Origin of the sequence: Croceibacterium segetis, from assembly GCF_011320115.1 — a bacterium.
In the GTDB taxonomy this organism is placed as follows: Bacteria; Pseudomonadota; Alphaproteobacteria; order Sphingomonadales; family Sphingomonadaceae; genus Croceibacterium_B; species Croceibacterium_B segetis.
Genome location: NZ_JAANOZ010000004.1, coordinates 106,803 through 121,280 on the forward strand (window position 1 = coordinate 106,803; position 14,478 = coordinate 121,280).

The window sequence follows — 14,478 nt, forward strand, 5'->3', positions numbered from 1 at the left end:
GTGGGACGTCAGCCGATCTTGTACTGGAACTGGCCGCCAGGAGTGCCGTCCTTGCTGCCGCCGTCAACGGCGGGAGCTTCGTCGCGGCGGGAGGCGGCAGCCGCGGCGACGAGTGCGGCCTGCTGCTCCTCGCTGAAGCGCCGCCATCCATCGGGACCGAGCCGTTCGAGCGGGCGATAGCGGACCTTGTACTGCATCCGCTGCGCCCCATCGACCCAGTAGCCGAGGTAGACGTATGGCAGGGCTGCAGCGGCCGCCCGCTGGATATGGTCGAGAATGATGTAGTTCCCAAGCCCCGTGCGCGCCTCATGTTCCGGGTCGTAGAAGCTGTAGATCATCGACAACCCATCCCCCTGTCGATCCGTCAGGCAGGCGCCCACCAGGCGTCCCGGCCTCCCGTCCTCCGAGGGCTCCCTATACTCGATGACAAAGCTGGAGACCGACGTATGTTCCACCATGTCGGCGTAATCGATCTCGTCCATCGCCGCCATGCCGCCCCCAGGGTGGCGGTGCGCGAGATAACGCTGCAGCAAATCGAACTGCTCGGTAGTAGCCCACGGGCGGCATTCGGTGGCCACCAGATCGCCGTTGCGCTTCTGGTTGCGCCGTTGGGCCGACGACGGGGTGAACTCGCCCGCCACGACCCGAACCGAGACGCACGCCCGACAATCGAGGCAGCTCGGGCGATAAGCGACGGTCTGGCTGCGGCGGAAGCCGATCCGGCCGAGCGCGTCGTTAAGCTCCTCGGCGTGCGGACCCTTGAGCTCCGTGAAAACCTTCCGCTCGATCCGGCCCGGCAGATAGGGACACGGCGCGGGGCTCGTCACGAAGAAGCGGGGAAACCGAATGGGGGCCGTCACGGCTCTGGCGGTCCTCTCCTGAAGCCAATCACATGCTCTACGAGCGAACCCCGCGTATGCTCCCGGGACTCACTTCGTTAAATACCATTAACCGTAATTTCCCCCGCTTGCAGGGTTAATTTGCGCAAGGATGGGACAAAATGAGCGAAACGCCCCGTTCTGGGGCGTCTCGGCCGCCGTTAGTTGAGCTCGACCTGGCTAACCGAGTAGCCCTTGGCCCTCAGCGCGGCGATCAGCTTCTCGAGCTGCTGCCGGTCGCGCGCTTCGCATTCGATGTCGGTGACGAGGCCCTTGGCGGGCAGATCGGTGAAAATCCGCTGGTGATAGATCTCGAGGATGTTGACGCTGTGCGCGTCGAACTCGTGCATCACCTTGTAGAGCGCGCCGGGGCGGTCCTGCAGGGTGATCCTCAGCCGCGCCAGCCGCCCTTCACGGGCAAGGTCGCGCAACAGGACGTTGGCGAGCAGGCGCGTGTCGATGTTGCCGCCGCACAGCACCAGGCCGACTTTCTTGCCGGCGAACCGTTCCTTGTGCGCCATCACTGCAGCCAGTCCCGCCGCGCCGGCACCCTCGACCACCGTCTTCTCGATCTGCAGCAGGAGGGCGACCGCGGTCTCGAGGTCGGCCTCGCTGACGAGCAGGATATCGTCGACCAGCCGTTCGATGATCCGCGAAGTGAACTCGCCCGGCTGCTTGACGGCGATGCCTTCGGCCAGTGTGTCGCCGCCGCACGGTAAGTGCGCGCCTTTGATGCGGTCGTACATCGACGGGTAGAGCTGCGCCTGGACGCCGATCACCTCGATCTTCGGATTGAGCGCCTTGGCCACCGTCGCCATGCCCGAGATCAGCCCGCCGCCGCCGATCGGCACGACCAGCGTCTCCAACTCGGGCGCGTCCTCGAGCATCTCGAGCGCGACGGTGCCCTGCCCAGCGGCGACCACCGGATCGTCGAACGGGTGGACAAAAGTCAGCCCGAGCTGCTTCTCCATGCTCCGAGCGGTGGCATAGGCCTCGTCGTAGGTCTCGCCCTCGAGCACGACCTTGCCGCCGACCTGCTCGGTCTGCATCACCTTCACCATCGGCGTGGTCTTGGGCATGACGATGGTCACCGGCACGCCGAGGCGGGTGCCGTGGTAGCTGAGTCCTTGCGAGTGGTTGCCCGCCGACGCGGCGATGACCCCGCGCTTCCGCTGCGTCTCGTCCATCAGCAGCAGGGCGTTGAGTGCGCCGCGCTCCTTGTAGGCAGCGGTGAACTGGTGATTCTCGAACTTGAGCCAGATATCGGCGCCGGTGATCCGCGACAGCGTCTTCGAATGGGCGGTCGGTGTGCGCACGACCGCCCCTTCGATGCGGCGCGCGGCGGCGCGCACGTCGTCGATCGTCAGCAATTGCTGCTCGGCGGTGAGGCTCTCGTCCATAGGCGCGCGGCGGTAACGCAAATTGCGGCGCGTGCAAATCGTCGAAGCGCACAACGATTGCTTTGCCCCGACCAAGGCGGCAGGAGGCGCCCATGAGCACCGCGCAGCGCATCGCCTTCCTCGGCCTCGGCGTGATGGGCGCCCCGATGGCCGGTCACCTCGCCCGAGCGGGGCACCGCGTCACTGCCTATAACCGCACCGTCTCGCGCGCCCAGGGCTGGCTCGACAGGCATCGTGGCGAAGGGCTCGATGTGGCCACCGCGGCGACGCCGGCGCAAGCGGCCGCCGGGCAGGACGTGGTGATCACGTGCGTCGGCAACGACGACGATCTCGCCGAAGTGGTCCTCGGCGAAGCAGGCGCGTTGGCGGCGATGCGAGAGGGGGCGCTGTTCATCGACCACACCACGGTCTCGCCGCAGATCGCGCGGCGCATTGCCGAAGAGGCCGCCAGCCGCGGAGTCGACGCGCTCGACGCGCCGGTCTCCGGCGGCCAGGCCGGGGCCGAGAACGGCAAGCTGGCAATCATGTGCGGAGGGTCGGCGCAGGCGATGGAGCGGGCGCGGCCGGTCATGCAAGCCTACGGCGCGCGCATGGTCCATATCGGCCAGGCCGGCGCGGGCCAGGCGACCAAGGCGGTCAACCAGATCTGCATCGCCGGGACCCTCGCCGGCCTCTCCGAAGGCGTCCGCTTCGCGCAGGCCGCCGGGCTCGACATGGCCCGGGTGTTGGAAGCGATTTCCGGCGGCGCGGCGCAGAGCTGGCAGATGGAGAACCGCTGGGCGACGATGGCCGCGGGCGAGTTCGACTTCGGCTTCGCCATCGACTGGATGAGGAAGGACCTCGCCATCGCGCTGGCGGAAGCGCGCCAGAACGGCTTCGAACTGCCGGTCACCGAGCTGGTCGACGGCTATTATGGGAAGGTGCAGGCGGAAGGCGGCGGCCGGCTGGACACCAGCGCGCTGATCCGGCACCTGGGCGAACGGTCGAGGGCATGATCCGCTGCGCGATCCTGGCGGGCGCGCTCCTGCTTCCTGCCCCTGCCTTCGCCGATACGCTGATCGACGACGTCAACGGCATCTCGGTCGATCGGGAGGGCCATGTCAGCCGCTTCGCCGCGTTGGTGATCGACGACCACGGACGGATTGCGCAAGTCCTCTCGCGCTACGACAAGGCGCCGCGAACCGACTACAAGATCGACGGCCAGGGCCGCACGTTGATGCCCGGCATGATCGATGCGCACCTGCACGTGATGGAACTCGGCCTCTCGCTGCTGACACTCGATCTCAGCGGCACGAAATCGCTCGCCGAAGCCCAGGCGAAGATTGCCGAATACGCCAAGTCGCATCCCGACGCTCCGTGGATCGTCGGCCGCGGCTGGAATCAGGAGACGTGGCAGCTCGGGCGCTTCCCGACGGCCGCCGAGATCGACGCCGTCGTGTCGGACCGCCCGGTGTGGCTCGGACGTGTCGACGGCCACGCGGCGTGGGGCAACTCGCTCGCGCTGGCCGCCGGCGGCGTGACCGCAAAGACGGCCGATCCGCTAGGCGGACGGATCGAGCGGGTCGCCGGCTCGCAGAAACCCGCGGGAGTGCTGATCGACAATGCGCGGACGTTGATCGATGCCAAGGTCCCCCCGCCGCGCCCGCAGGACCGCGACTTGGCGCTCCACAAGGCGCAGGAACTGCTCGAGCGCAACGGCGTGACGGCGGTCGGCGACATGGACGTGACGATCGAGAACTGGATGGCCTATCGCCGCGCGGGCGACAGCGGGCGGCTGCAGATCCGTCTGATGAGTTATGCCGCCAGCGTTGGCGACATGATCCTGATCGGCGGCACCGGACCGACGCCCTGGCTTTATGACGACCGCCTGCGGCTGGGCGGGCTGGGCGAGGTTTACTCCGACGGCGCGCTCGGCAGCCGTGGCGCGCTGCTCAAGGCGCCTTATGCCGACGACCCGAAGAACACCGGCAACGCGCGGCTCAGCGGCACCCAGCTCAGGAACATCATGAGCCGTGCGGCGATGGATCACTTCCAAGTCGCGATCCACGCGATCGGCGATGCCGCCAATGCCGAAGTGCTGGACGCGATCGACGAGCTGTCGACGGACTTCACGGGCGACCGCCGCTGGCGCGTCGAACATGCCCAGATCGTCGACCCGGTCGACCTGCCGCGCTTCGCGCAGCACGGCATCGTTGCCTCGATGCAACCGGTCCACCAGACTTCCGATCGCATAATGACCGAGGCGCGGCTCGGGCCCTATCGCCTCGCGGGGGCCTATGCTTGGCGCTCGATGCTGCAAAACGGCGTGCCGCTGGCATTCGGCTCGGATTCGCCGGTCGAGGCGCCCGAGCCGTTCGTCGGCATGGCGGTGGCGGTGAGCCGGCAGGACGCGAACGGCGAGCCCGCGGGAGGCTGGCAGCCGCAACAGACGATCACGCGCGAACAGGCGCTGGCCGCCTACACCGCCGGTGCGGCCTACGCGGGCTTTGCCGAAGGCCGCTTCGGCGAACTCAAGCCCGGAGAGCGGGCCGATTTCCTGCTCGTCGACCGCGACCCGCTGGCTGCAACCGCTGCAGATTTGCGGCAGACGCGGGTACTCGAAACGTGGATCGGGGGGCAAAAGGTTTATGCTGCCGACAAGTAGCCAAACACAGATTGGCGACGCGCTCGAGCGTCCGTGATTGAACCCCTTTTGCGCCGGCAGAGACAGATCAATCGGTCTGCCAAGGGCGCGAACCGCAATGGACCAATTTCCGCTGGATTTCAGCCAGACTTATTGTAGGGGGCAGGCAAGGGAATACAGTAACATAATGAGGGGTCTCCTATGAAATTGACTAAGATTCTTACGGCGGCGGCGATGGTTAGCCTCGTCACCGTGCCGATCGCGGCCCAGGCCGCCACTCCGGCCCGCGCGTCGTCCACGCAGAAAGGCGAAGACATCGCCGGCGTCAGCCCCATTCTGCTTATCCTGGCCGCCGCGGTGATCATTGGCGTCATCGTGATCGTTGCCGACGACAACAACAAGCCGGTCAGCCCGTAGGATTACGGCCAGCATTTGACTTACGGAGCGGGGCCTTTTGGCCCCGCTTTTCGTTTCAGGGCCCGTCGGTCGCTTCGGCGACGTCGATCGCCGCAGCTTCACCATCCGACGGCGCCTCTTGCGCCGCGAGCCGCGCGGCCCTGCCCTCGTTGAAGCGCATCAGCAGCAGCGTCCCTTCGAACAGGGCCAGCAGCGGGACTGCCAGCGCGAACTGCGAAACGACATCGGGCGGGGTGATCACCGCGGCGACGATGAATATCGCCACGACAACATAGCGCCGCGCGCCGACCAACTGAGTCCGCGTCACCAGCCCGGCGCGCTGCAGCAGCAGCAGCAGCACCGGCAGCAGGAACGCTGCGCCGAAAGCGAAGATGAAGCGCATCACCAGGTCGAGGTAATCGCCCATCGCCGGCAGCGCCTCCTGCTGCAGGCCCGAGGACGTGTGCTGAAAGCCGAGGAAGTATTTGAACGCCGTCGGCATCACCACGAAATAGGCGAGGCTCGCCCCCATCACGAAGAGCACTGGCGTGGCCAGCAGGAACGGCAGGAAGGCCTTCTTCTCGCGCGCATAGAGCCCAGGTGCGACGAACGCCCATAGCTGGTTGGCGATCACCGGAAAGCTGACGAAGAACGCCGCGAACAGGGCAACCTTGATGTCGACGAAAAAGGCTTCGTAGAGCTTGGTGTAGATCAGCTTGCCCTGCCCCGGCGGAAAGGCAGCGGCCAGCGGCCGGACGAGGATCGCGAAGATGTCGTTGGCGAAGTACAGGCAGACCACGAAGGCCGCACCGAGCGCCAGAAAGGCGCGGACCAGCCGCTTGCGCAGCTCGACCAGGTGATCGAGCAGCGGTGCCTGGGTTTCATCGATGTCGCGGATCTTGAAGGCCATGGCCGATTACTTCCGCTTGCCGAACGGGAGGAGCGGCTCCTCAGCAGCCGGCGGAGACGCGGCGGCGGCTTCCACGGGCGAGGCCGGTGGCGAAGGATAGGCGCCGGTCGGCTCCATCTCAGGCGGAGCATCGGCGGGATGTTCGCGCATGATCTTGTCGTTTTGCGCGGCCCACTTCTGCTCCATCTCTTCCATCTCGGCTTCGCGGATCATCGCCTCGATCCCCGAGCGGAAGTGGTTGGAGACCCGGCGCACGCGGGCGATCCAGCGCCCGGCAGTGCGCAGCGCCAGCGGCATGTCCTTCGGGCCGATCACGACCACGGCGACCACGATGATGACCAGCAGCTCCTGCCAGTCGATGCCGAACATGAAATGCCTGTACCTGTCTAACTGCGGGTCTGGTCGGATGCCGGCTCGGTGATCGCCTCACCCGCCGGCTTCGCTTCGTGGCTCAGGCCGTCGACGCGCGTCGTGTTGTCTTCATCGGCAAGGCCCCTGCGGAAGCTTTTCACGCCCTTGCCGAAGTCTCCCATCATCTCCGAGACCCGGCCGCGGCCGAACAGCACGAGGACGACGAGCGCGATGATCAGGATCTGGAAAGGTCCGACGTTCACGATGCTTACTCCGACTGCCGAACGCCGTACCTAGGCGCTTTCCCCCGGGTTTTCCAGCGCGGCCGCTTCGGACGGTTCTTCGCCATCGGCGAGCGCTTCGATCGCGGTGTCGACCGGGTCGAGCAGGCCGGCGGCCTTCAATTCCTCGATGCCGGGCAGGTCGCGGCGGCTCCCCAGGCCGAAATGGCTGAGAAATTCCGGCGTGGTGGCGTAAATCACCGGTCGCCCGGGCACTTCGCGGCGTCCGGCGACGCGGACCCAGCCCGCCTCCATGAGCACGTCGAGGGTTCCGGGGCTCGTCTGCACGCCGCGGATGGCCTCGATTTCGGCACGGCTGACGGGCTCGTGATAGGCGACGATCGCCAGCACCTCGGTCGCCGCGCGGCTGAGTTTGCGGACTTGCTCGCGTTCGCGCCGCAGCAGGTGCGCGAGATCGGGCGCGGTCTGGAACTGCCAGCGGCGCCCGCGCTCGACCAAGCGCACGCCGCGCTCGCGATAATGCTCCTTCAGCTCGCGCAACGCCTCGCGGACGTCGGCGCCGCCGAGGTGTGCCGAAAGCGTCTCCGCGGTCATCGGCTCCTCGGCCGCGAACAGCGCCGCTTCGACGCCGCGAACGAGATCGTCGGGCCGGCTCACGCGGCCTTGACCCGGCGCAAATGGAGGGGACCGAAGGCGTCTTCCTGGCGCAGTTCGGCCTTGCCGAGGCGCGCCAGCTCGAGCGCTGCGACGAAGCTCGATGCCAGCGCCGAGCGGCGCAGGCGCGGCTCTGCGTGTGCGGGCAGGAAATCCCGCAGTTCCATCCAGTCGAGCGTCACCCCGAGCATCGCCGAGACCCGGTCGAGCGCGGAATCGAGCGTCATCACCATCCGGTCGCGGACCATGTGCACCACCGGTTCGGTGCGCAGCTTGACCTGCCCGTAGGCGTGGACGAGCGCGTACCAGTCGCACTGCCAGGCGTTGACGCGGTCGACGCGCAGGCCTTCGGGAACGCCGCGCAGGAACACGTCGCGGCCGATCCGGTCGCGCGCGAGCAGCCGCGCCGCCGCCTCGCGCATCGCGCCGAGGCGCTGCAGGCGCAATTGCAGGCGCAGCGCCAGTTCCTCGGGACTCGGGTCTTCCTGCTCGTCCTTGGGCAGCAGCAGCGCCGACTTGAGGTAGGCGAGCCAGGCGGCCATCACCAGGTAGTCGGCGGCGATCTCGAGCCGGAGCGCCGCCGCCCGTTCGATGTAGAGAATGTACTGGTCGACGAGCGCGAGAATCGAGATCTGCCTGAGGTCGACCTTCTGCCGTCGGGCGAGATCGAGCAGCAGGTCGAGCGGGCCTTCCCACCCGTCGAGCTCGAGATAGAGCGCCGCGTCGTCGCTGGGCGCGGCGCCGGGAGCGTCCCATTCGGGATCCGCGGCGGCGCTCTCGGGCTCGAACAGCAGGCCGTCATCGGTCATGCGTCGTGCCTCGCCAGCTCGAGCAGCGCGTCGCGCCTGGCGATGAGCGCTGGGCGGTCGCCGGTCGGCTCCTTCGGTTCCGCCAGTGCGCGGTCGAGGCGTTCGCGCGTCGCCTCGCCCATCGCCGGCAGCAGGTCGGCGAGGCCGACCATGTCGTCCATCTTCGCCCAGCAGTTGAGCACCACGTCGCATCCCGCCGCCAGCGCCCTCGCACCGCGCTCGGGGACGCTACCGCTGAGCGCTTCCATGTCGATGTCATCGGTCAGCAGCAGACCGGCAAAGCCGATGCGCCGGCGGATGATTTCGCCAATGATGAACTCCGACTGGGTCGCCGGGTTTGCGTCATCCCAAGTGGTGTAGCGGACGTGTGCGGTCATCCCGATCGACGCGTGCGCGAGGGCGCGGAACGGCTCAATGTCCGTTTCCAGCTCGGCCTCGCTCGCCTCGACCGTCGGCAGTTCCTTGTGGCTGTCGGCGCGCGCGCGGCCGTGCCCGGGCATATGCTTGATGCAACCGGCGACTCCCGCACGCGCGAGCCCGTCGAGTACCGCGCGACCGAGAGCGGCGACCTGCATCGGCTCGGTCCCCAACGACCGGTCGCCGATGACGTCGTGCGAGCCCGGCTGGCGGACGTCGAGCACCGGCCAGTAATCGACCGTCACTCCCACCTCGGCGAGGTCGAGCCCGAGCGCCTCGGCGTTCGCGCGCGCCGCCTCGATCGCGCTCGCCGGAGCCAGATCCCACAGCTTCGCGAAAGGTTCGCCCGGCGGGTACTTGTCCCACTCCGGCGGCTTCATCCGCGCCACCCGGCCGCCTTCCTGGTCGATCGAAACGAGCAGGTGCTCGCGCCCGTGGATGGCGCGGAGCTCGTCGGTCAGCGCGCGCAATTGCGCCCGGTTCTCGACGTTGCGGCCGAACAGGATGTAGCCCGCAGGGTCGGCTTCGCGGAAGAAGGCGCGCTCGTCGTCGGTCAGGACCGGACCCGAAAGGCCGTAAATCGCGGGCGTCATTGCGCCTAGACTCGCAGGAAAGGCCGGCTTGGGCAAGTTTGGCGCCGAGCGGCGGTGTGGACAGTAACCACGCGCTAGATCGGGTAGCCCAGCTCCGCCAACGGCAGGTCGCGCAGCTCCGCGAGACGTCGGTTGCTCGGCGCGTAGTAGCGCTCGATCTCGGCCACGACGCTCTTTGGCAGGCGGAACGGGCCGCCCGGTACCGCCTTGAGGATGAAGCGCACGACATTGCGCATGGCGTGGCCGCCCGGCGGATCGAGCGTCCAGTCCTTGTTGGCGACAGACTGGCGGGTGAAGCGATTGGCGAAGCGCAGCGCGTTCATTCCGGGCTCGCTGTGGGAGACGTTGGCGCCGCGCTTCGAAGTGACGCCTTCGGGGAACTTGATTGCGAGGTCGGCCTCCAGCCGTTCGAACAGTACGTCCGGTTGCTTGAGCCCTTCGTAAGGGTAGACGAACAGGTTCTCGCGGCCGAAGGTCTGCTCGTAGAGCGTGATCAGGCGGTCGAACTCGAAGTGCTCCCATTCGAATGCCGGCGCCTTGAACGGTGCCCGCAGCGCGCCGTAAACGCGGTCATAAGTATGCAGGTACTTGTCGAGGCCATACGTGCCGCCGCCGGCGACATACTGGCTGTAGCTCGCCCGGATCGCGTCGGGCTGGTTGCGGATGAAGATCACGATCCGCGCCTCGGGCAGCACCGCGTGGATGCGGCGGACCATCTCCGGGCCGATCAGCCCGTGCAGGCCGCCGTTGTGGATGTAGCCCGAAAGGTTCTCCTCGCTGAGCACGACGGGCTTGCTCCGACCGTCGAGCCCAAGCACCCGCCGCGCCTCGCCTGGATCGAAGTGCATCCCCGGCGGATCGAGCAGTGCTTCCTGCGTTACCTTGCGCGGAATCCACGCGTGGCTCGCCAGCGAGGGCCACACGCTCTTCTGGAACCACGTGGTGGCGGTCTTGTGGTAGCCGACGTGGACGATCGGGCGGACTTGGGTCATGGCCGCCCTCTAGCGGGACTCGCCCGAAGCGAACAGCCCGCCGCCCGTGCTCAGTTCTTCACCTGGCAATCGCCGCCCTGGCCCTGCAGCGCGCTGCACAGCGCCTGCGCGCCCTTGAGATCGCCGGCCACGGCCTGCAGCCGGAAGATCGGACTGCCGTCGACCGTGCCCTCGACGATCCGGTGGCTGACGCCATCGAGCGCCGGGTAGCGGGTGCTCAGCGTCGACCAGCCTGCCTCGGCGCGCTCGCGCGACGAGTAAGCGCCGACTTGCACGCCGACGCTCCCTCCGGCCGGCGCCGCGCCGCTGCCCGCCTGCTCGCGGTCGATGCTCGGACGCGGTGCTTCGTCGGGCGCCGCCACCTTGCCTTCGGGGCCCTTTCCTTCGGCCACTGCAAAGCTCGTGTTGCCGGTGCCGACCGCTTCCGCACCGCCGGGGTTGCCGGGCCTGGTCTTGTAAGGCCCGGCAGGCGCCGCGATCGTGCTACCGTCGGCGACCACCGTGGAATCGGAGTGTTCGCGGAAGAACCACCACAGCGCCCCGATCACCAGCCCCAGCAGGACCAGCGCGCCGACCACGAAAACGACCACCCGGCCGGTGTCGACGCCGCGCTCCTCCGCATCGTCGTCGGCTTCAAGCCACGGCAGCCGCTCGTCCTCATGGGCGAAGGCCAATTCTTCGGGCTCGATCACGCCATCGTCGAGATCGAGCGGATCCCCCCCTGCTTGCATGCTAAAGCTCCTCGACGGCCGCCACTCCCAGAATGGCGAGGCCATTGCGGACAATTTGCCCGATTTGCTCGGCAAGGAAAAGCCTCGCGCCCGAAAGCGCCGGGTCCTGTGTCACGATGATGCGCTTTGCCGGATCGTCGTTGCCCATGTTCCAGAAGGCGTGGAACGCCGCGGCGAGGTCGTAGAGGAAGAACGCGATCCGATGCGCCTCCCGCGCCTGCGCCGCCGCCTCGACCGTGCGCGGGAATTGCGCAGCGAGCTTGACCAGCGCCAGCTCATCCGGGCCCAGCCGGTCGAGATGTTCGGCCGAGGGCGCGAGACCTTCGGGCCCTGCCTTGCGCAGCGTCGAGCGGATCCGCGCGTGGGCGTACTGGACGTAGAACACCGGGTTGTCCTTCGAGGCCTCGACCACCTTGGCGAAGTCGAAGTCCATCTGCGCTTCGGGCTTGCGGGTCAGCATGGTGAAGCGGACGACATCCTTGCCCACCTCCTCCACCATCTCGGCGATGGTGACGAAATTGCCCGACCGCTTGGACATCTTGACCGGCTCGCCCTCGCGCAGCAGCTGGACCATCTGCACGAGTTTGACGTCGAACGGGATCGGCCGGTTGCGCCCTTCGCTGAGCGCGGCGACCGCGGCCTTGATCCGCTTGACCGTGCCGGCGTGGTCGGCGCCCCAGATGTCGATCAGTTCGTCGGCGTTGTCGGCCTTCTGCATGTGGTAGGCGAGATCGGCGCCGAAATAGGTCCAGCTGCCGTCGCTCTTGCGGATCGGCCGGTCCTGGTCGTCACCGAACTTCGTCGAGCGGAACAGCGGAAGCTCGACCGGCTCCCAGTCTTCGAGAGTCTTGCCTTTCGGCGCTTCCAGCTGGCCGTCGTAGACGAGGTCATGCGCGCGCAGCCAGGCTTCCGCCTCGGCCGGCTTGCCGGCGCGCTGTAGCTCGGCTTCCGAGGCGAAGACATGGTGGCGGATGCCGAGCAGCGCGAGGTCGGCGCGGATCATGTCCATCATCGCCGCGACGGCGCGTTCGCGGAACAGCTCGAGCCATTCTTCCTCGGGCACATCGGCGTAACGCTCGCCAAATTCGGCCGCGAGCGCCTCGCCGATGGGGATCAGGTAGTCTCCGGGATACATCCCGCCCGGGATCTCGCCGATGTCGTGGCCGAGCGCCTCGCGATAGCGCAAGTGCACCGAACGGGCCAGCGTCTGGACCTGCGCGCCGGCGTCGTTGACGTAGTATTCGCGGATCACGGTGTGCCCGGCGAATTCGAGCAGGCTCGCCAGCGCGTCACCGACCACCGCGCCGCGGCAGTGGCCCATGTGCATCGGCCCGGTCGGATTGGCCGAGACGTACTCGACGTTGACCGTGCGCCCTGCCCCCATCGCCGAGCGGCCGTAATCGGCGCCGAGCGCGGCGATGGCCGCAAGTTCGTCGCGCCAGGTGCTGTCGAGCAGCCGCAAGTTGATGAACCCGGGCCCGGCGATTTCGGCGCTCTCTATCGCAGGGTCCTTGGTCAGACCGGCGACAATGGCTTCGGCGAGCGCGCGCGGGTTCGTGCCAGCCGGCTTGGCCAGCACCATCGCCGCGTTGGTCGCGAGGTCGCCGTGCGCGGGATCGCGCGGCGGCTCGACGCTGACGTTGGCGCGCGAAAGCCCGCCGGGCAGCGTTCCCGCCGCCTCGAGCGCATCGAACGCGGCATCGAGCTTGGCCGCGAAAGCGGTATAGAGCGTTTGCTTATCGGACATGGCGCGCGCCGTTACCCTGTTTGGGCCGCGCGGGGAAGGCGGGCGATCAGCGGGTGGCGTTGTAAGCCAGCTGGTCGTTGCTCAGCTGGAAGCCGATGAGCAGCTCGAAATTCGCCCGCGCCAGCGCGGCGCGAATGTCCGGCTCGCTCAGCGGGTCGATCGCCGCCTCGGCCTCGCCGGCCTTGCGCTTGCGGGTGATCCGCTCGCGAATGTCGGCCGGCAGCGTCGCCGACGCCTTGTCGATATAGGCGGAGCCCGCGCCGCTCGCCTGCGCCCGCGCCTGACCGTCGGCGAAAGTCAGTGTCACCATTCCGACGCGCTTGGCGGTCACCGCGTCACCGCCGCGCACGACGGCGCTGAAATAGGGCAGTTGCACGGTCCGCGCGCCGCGAGTGTCGCGCCGCTGGGCGAAGACGTCGAAGTTGGCGACGGCATAGACCTTCTCGCCCGAATCGTCGCACGTGTCGCGGACGTTGGTCATCGTCGCGGTGACGTCGATCGCATCCGCGGTGCGCGCCGTGGGCGGCGAGAACAGCGTGATGTCGCCGGTGTAGTCGGGGATGCCGACCGCCGGGCAGGTCGTGCGCAGCGCGGTGATGCCGACCCCTTCCTGGACCACGATGTCGCCTTGATGAGTGCAGCCGGCCAAAGCGGCAGTGGCAAGCCCGGCTATCGCGGCGTAACGAAAATTCATGCGTCGTCCTCGTCCAGAATGGCGCTGGCCCTAGCCCTTTCGCCGCGCAGGCACAACGGCTAGAGCGGCCTGCATGAACGCCCCCTTTCAAAACTCCGGCAAGCCGCCGCTGCAGGTGCTGATTGCCGCGCCGCGGGGCTTCTGTGCCGGGGTCGACCGGGCGATCGAGATCGTCGAGCGCGCGCTCGAGCGTTACGGCGCGCCGGTCTACGTGCGGCACGAGATCGTCCATAACCGCTACGTGGTGGACGAGCTCAAGGCCAAGGGCGCGGTGTTCGTCGAGGAGCTCGACCAGGTGCCCGACGGAGTGCCGGTGGTGTTCAGCGCGCATGGCGTGCCGAAATCCGTGCCGGCCGAGGCCGAGAACCGCGGGCTCGACTACCTCGATGCAACCTGCCCGCTTGTGAGCAAGGTCCACCGCCAGGCCGAGCGGCAGATCGAGGCTGGACGACACATCGTTTTTATCGGCCACAAGGGGCACCCCGAAGTGATCGGCACGTTCGGGCAGGTATCCGAGGGCGGGATGACCCTGGTCGAAACCCTGGCCGACGTCGCCGCGCTCGATTTTCCCGCCGACGCCAGGCTCGCCTTCCTGACCCAGACCACCCTCTCGGTCGACGACACCGCGGCGATCGTCGCGGCGCTCAGGGCACGCTTTCCACAGATCGTCGGGCCCAAGGCGGAGGACATCTGCTACGCCACCTCGAACCGCCAGGCGGCCGTCAAGCGCATCGCCCCTGAATGCGATCTGGTGCTGGTGATCGGCGCGCCGAACTCGTCAAACTCGCTGCGGTTGGTCGAAGTGGCCGAGCGCTGCGGCACCGAAGCCCGGCTGATCCAGCGCGGCAGCGACATCGATCCGGCGTGGCTCGACGGCGTCGGCACGATTGGCGTGACCGCCGGCGCCTCGGCGCCCGAAGCGCTGGTGCGCGAAGTCGTCGACCGGCTGGCCGAATGGCGCGCGGTCGAGGAGCACACGCTGGTGACCGCCGAGGAGAAGATGATCTTCAAGCTGCCGCGGCAGCTGGTCGACTGAACGGC

General features: G+C 67.8%; 16 protein-coding genes. 4 read left to right on the forward strand and 12 right to left on the reverse strand.

The genetic code is table 11. The features are described from left to right. Window positions 1-8: 8 nt before the first annotated feature. Entirely contained in the window at window positions 9-860 is an 852-nt protein-coding gene (locus tag G7B69_RS06035; RefSeq protein ID WP_166177189.1) for an arginyltransferase, read from the reverse strand. Between the two features lie 179 nt (window positions 861-1,039). Further along, window positions 1,040-2,278 (reverse strand): threonine ammonia-lyase, encoded by a 1,239-nt coding sequence (locus G7B69_RS06040; RefSeq protein ID WP_166177191.1) that lies wholly within the window; start codon window positions 2,276-2,278, stop codon window positions 1,040-1,042. 92 nt (window positions 2,279-2,370) lie between these two features. On the opposite strand from G7B69_RS06040, the gene G7B69_RS06045 reads away from it, so the two are divergent. The 3 genes from G7B69_RS06045 to G7B69_RS06055 all read left to right on the forward strand — a co-directional run bounded on the left by G7B69_RS06045 (window position 2,371) and on the right by G7B69_RS06055 (window position 5,318). After that, window positions 2,371-3,273 carry an NAD(P)-dependent oxidoreductase gene (locus G7B69_RS06045; RefSeq protein ID WP_166177193.1) on the forward strand — a complete coding sequence of 301 codons (903 nt, stop codon included), beginning with the start codon at window positions 2,371-2,373 and terminating at the stop codon, window positions 3,271-3,273. After that, window positions 3,270-4,922: an amidohydrolase gene (locus G7B69_RS06050; protein ID WP_166177195.1), complete on the forward strand. Its 1,653-nt coding sequence runs from the start codon at window positions 3,270-3,272 to the stop codon at window positions 4,920-4,922. The genes G7B69_RS06045 and G7B69_RS06050 overlap by 4 nt, the downstream gene beginning before the upstream one ends. Window positions 4,923-5,102: 180 nt before the next feature. Then, entirely contained in the window at window positions 5,103-5,318 is a 216-nt protein-coding gene (locus tag G7B69_RS06055) for a hypothetical protein (RefSeq protein ID WP_166177197.1), read from the forward strand. Window positions 5,319-5,373: 55 nt separating this feature from the next. Here the strand turns inward: G7B69_RS06055 and tatC are convergent, their stop codons facing one another. The 10 genes from tatC to G7B69_RS06105 form a co-directional block, all read right to left on the reverse strand. Beyond that, entirely contained in the window at window positions 5,374-6,207 is an 834-nt protein-coding gene (gene tatC, locus G7B69_RS06060; RefSeq protein WP_166177199.1) for a twin-arginine translocase subunit TatC, read from the reverse strand. 6 nt (window positions 6,208-6,213) lie between these two features. Then, entirely contained in the window at window positions 6,214-6,576 is a 363-nt protein-coding gene (tatB, locus tag G7B69_RS06065; RefSeq protein WP_166177201.1) for a Sec-independent protein translocase protein TatB, read from the reverse strand. Window positions 6,577-6,593: 17 nt separating this feature from the next. After that, a complete protein-coding gene (tatA, locus tag G7B69_RS06070) occupies window positions 6,594-6,821 on the reverse strand; it encodes a twin-arginine translocase TatA/TatE family subunit (protein ID WP_423717850.1) in 228 nt (75 codons plus the stop codon). A 30-nt stretch (window positions 6,822-6,851) separates the two neighbouring features. Beyond that, the gene (gene scpB / locus G7B69_RS06075) at window positions 6,852-7,457 is read right to left on the reverse strand and encodes an SMC-Scp complex subunit ScpB (RefSeq protein ID WP_166177203.1); all 606 of its coding nucleotides are present in this window, start codon (window positions 7,455-7,457) and stop codon (window positions 6,852-6,854) included. Then, on the reverse strand, window positions 7,454-8,263 hold the full coding sequence (locus G7B69_RS06080) for a segregation and condensation protein A (RefSeq protein ID WP_166177205.1): 810 nt from the start codon (window positions 8,261-8,263) through the stop codon (window positions 7,454-7,456). The genes scpB and G7B69_RS06080 overlap by 4 nt, the downstream gene beginning before the upstream one ends. Further along, window positions 8,260-9,273 (reverse strand): beta-N-acetylhexosaminidase, encoded by a 1,014-nt coding sequence (gene nagZ / locus G7B69_RS06085; RefSeq protein ID WP_166177207.1) that lies wholly within the window; start codon window positions 9,271-9,273, stop codon window positions 8,260-8,262. The genes G7B69_RS06080 and nagZ overlap by 4 nt, the downstream gene beginning before the upstream one ends. 74 nt (window positions 9,274-9,347) lie before the next feature. Beyond that, window positions 9,348-10,265, reverse strand: a complete 918-nt coding sequence (locus tag G7B69_RS06090) for a hypothetical protein (RefSeq protein WP_166177209.1) — start codon at window positions 10,263-10,265, stop codon at window positions 9,348-9,350. A 50-nt stretch (window positions 10,266-10,315) separates the two neighbouring features. Further along, on the reverse strand, window positions 10,316-10,996 hold the full coding sequence (locus tag G7B69_RS06095; protein ID WP_166177212.1) for an SPOR domain-containing protein: 681 nt from the start codon (window positions 10,994-10,996) through the stop codon (window positions 10,316-10,318). 1 nt (window position 10,997) lies between these two features. Beyond that, the gene (gene argS / locus G7B69_RS06100; RefSeq protein WP_166177214.1) at window positions 10,998-12,743 is read right to left on the reverse strand and encodes an arginine--tRNA ligase; all 1,746 of its coding nucleotides are present in this window, start codon (window positions 12,741-12,743) and stop codon (window positions 10,998-11,000) included. Between the two features lie 46 nt (window positions 12,744-12,789). Continuing rightward, on the reverse strand, window positions 12,790-13,437 hold the full coding sequence (locus G7B69_RS06105; RefSeq protein ID WP_166177216.1) for a hypothetical protein: 648 nt from the start codon (window positions 13,435-13,437) through the stop codon (window positions 12,790-12,792). Between the two features lie 73 nt (window positions 13,438-13,510). Here G7B69_RS06105 and ispH point away from each other — a divergent pair, with 73 nt between their 5' ends. Next, entirely contained in the window at window positions 13,511-14,473 is a 963-nt protein-coding gene (gene ispH / locus G7B69_RS06110; RefSeq protein ID WP_166177218.1) for a 4-hydroxy-3-methylbut-2-enyl diphosphate reductase, read from the forward strand. The last annotated feature ends 5 nt before the right edge of the window (window positions 14,474-14,478 follow it).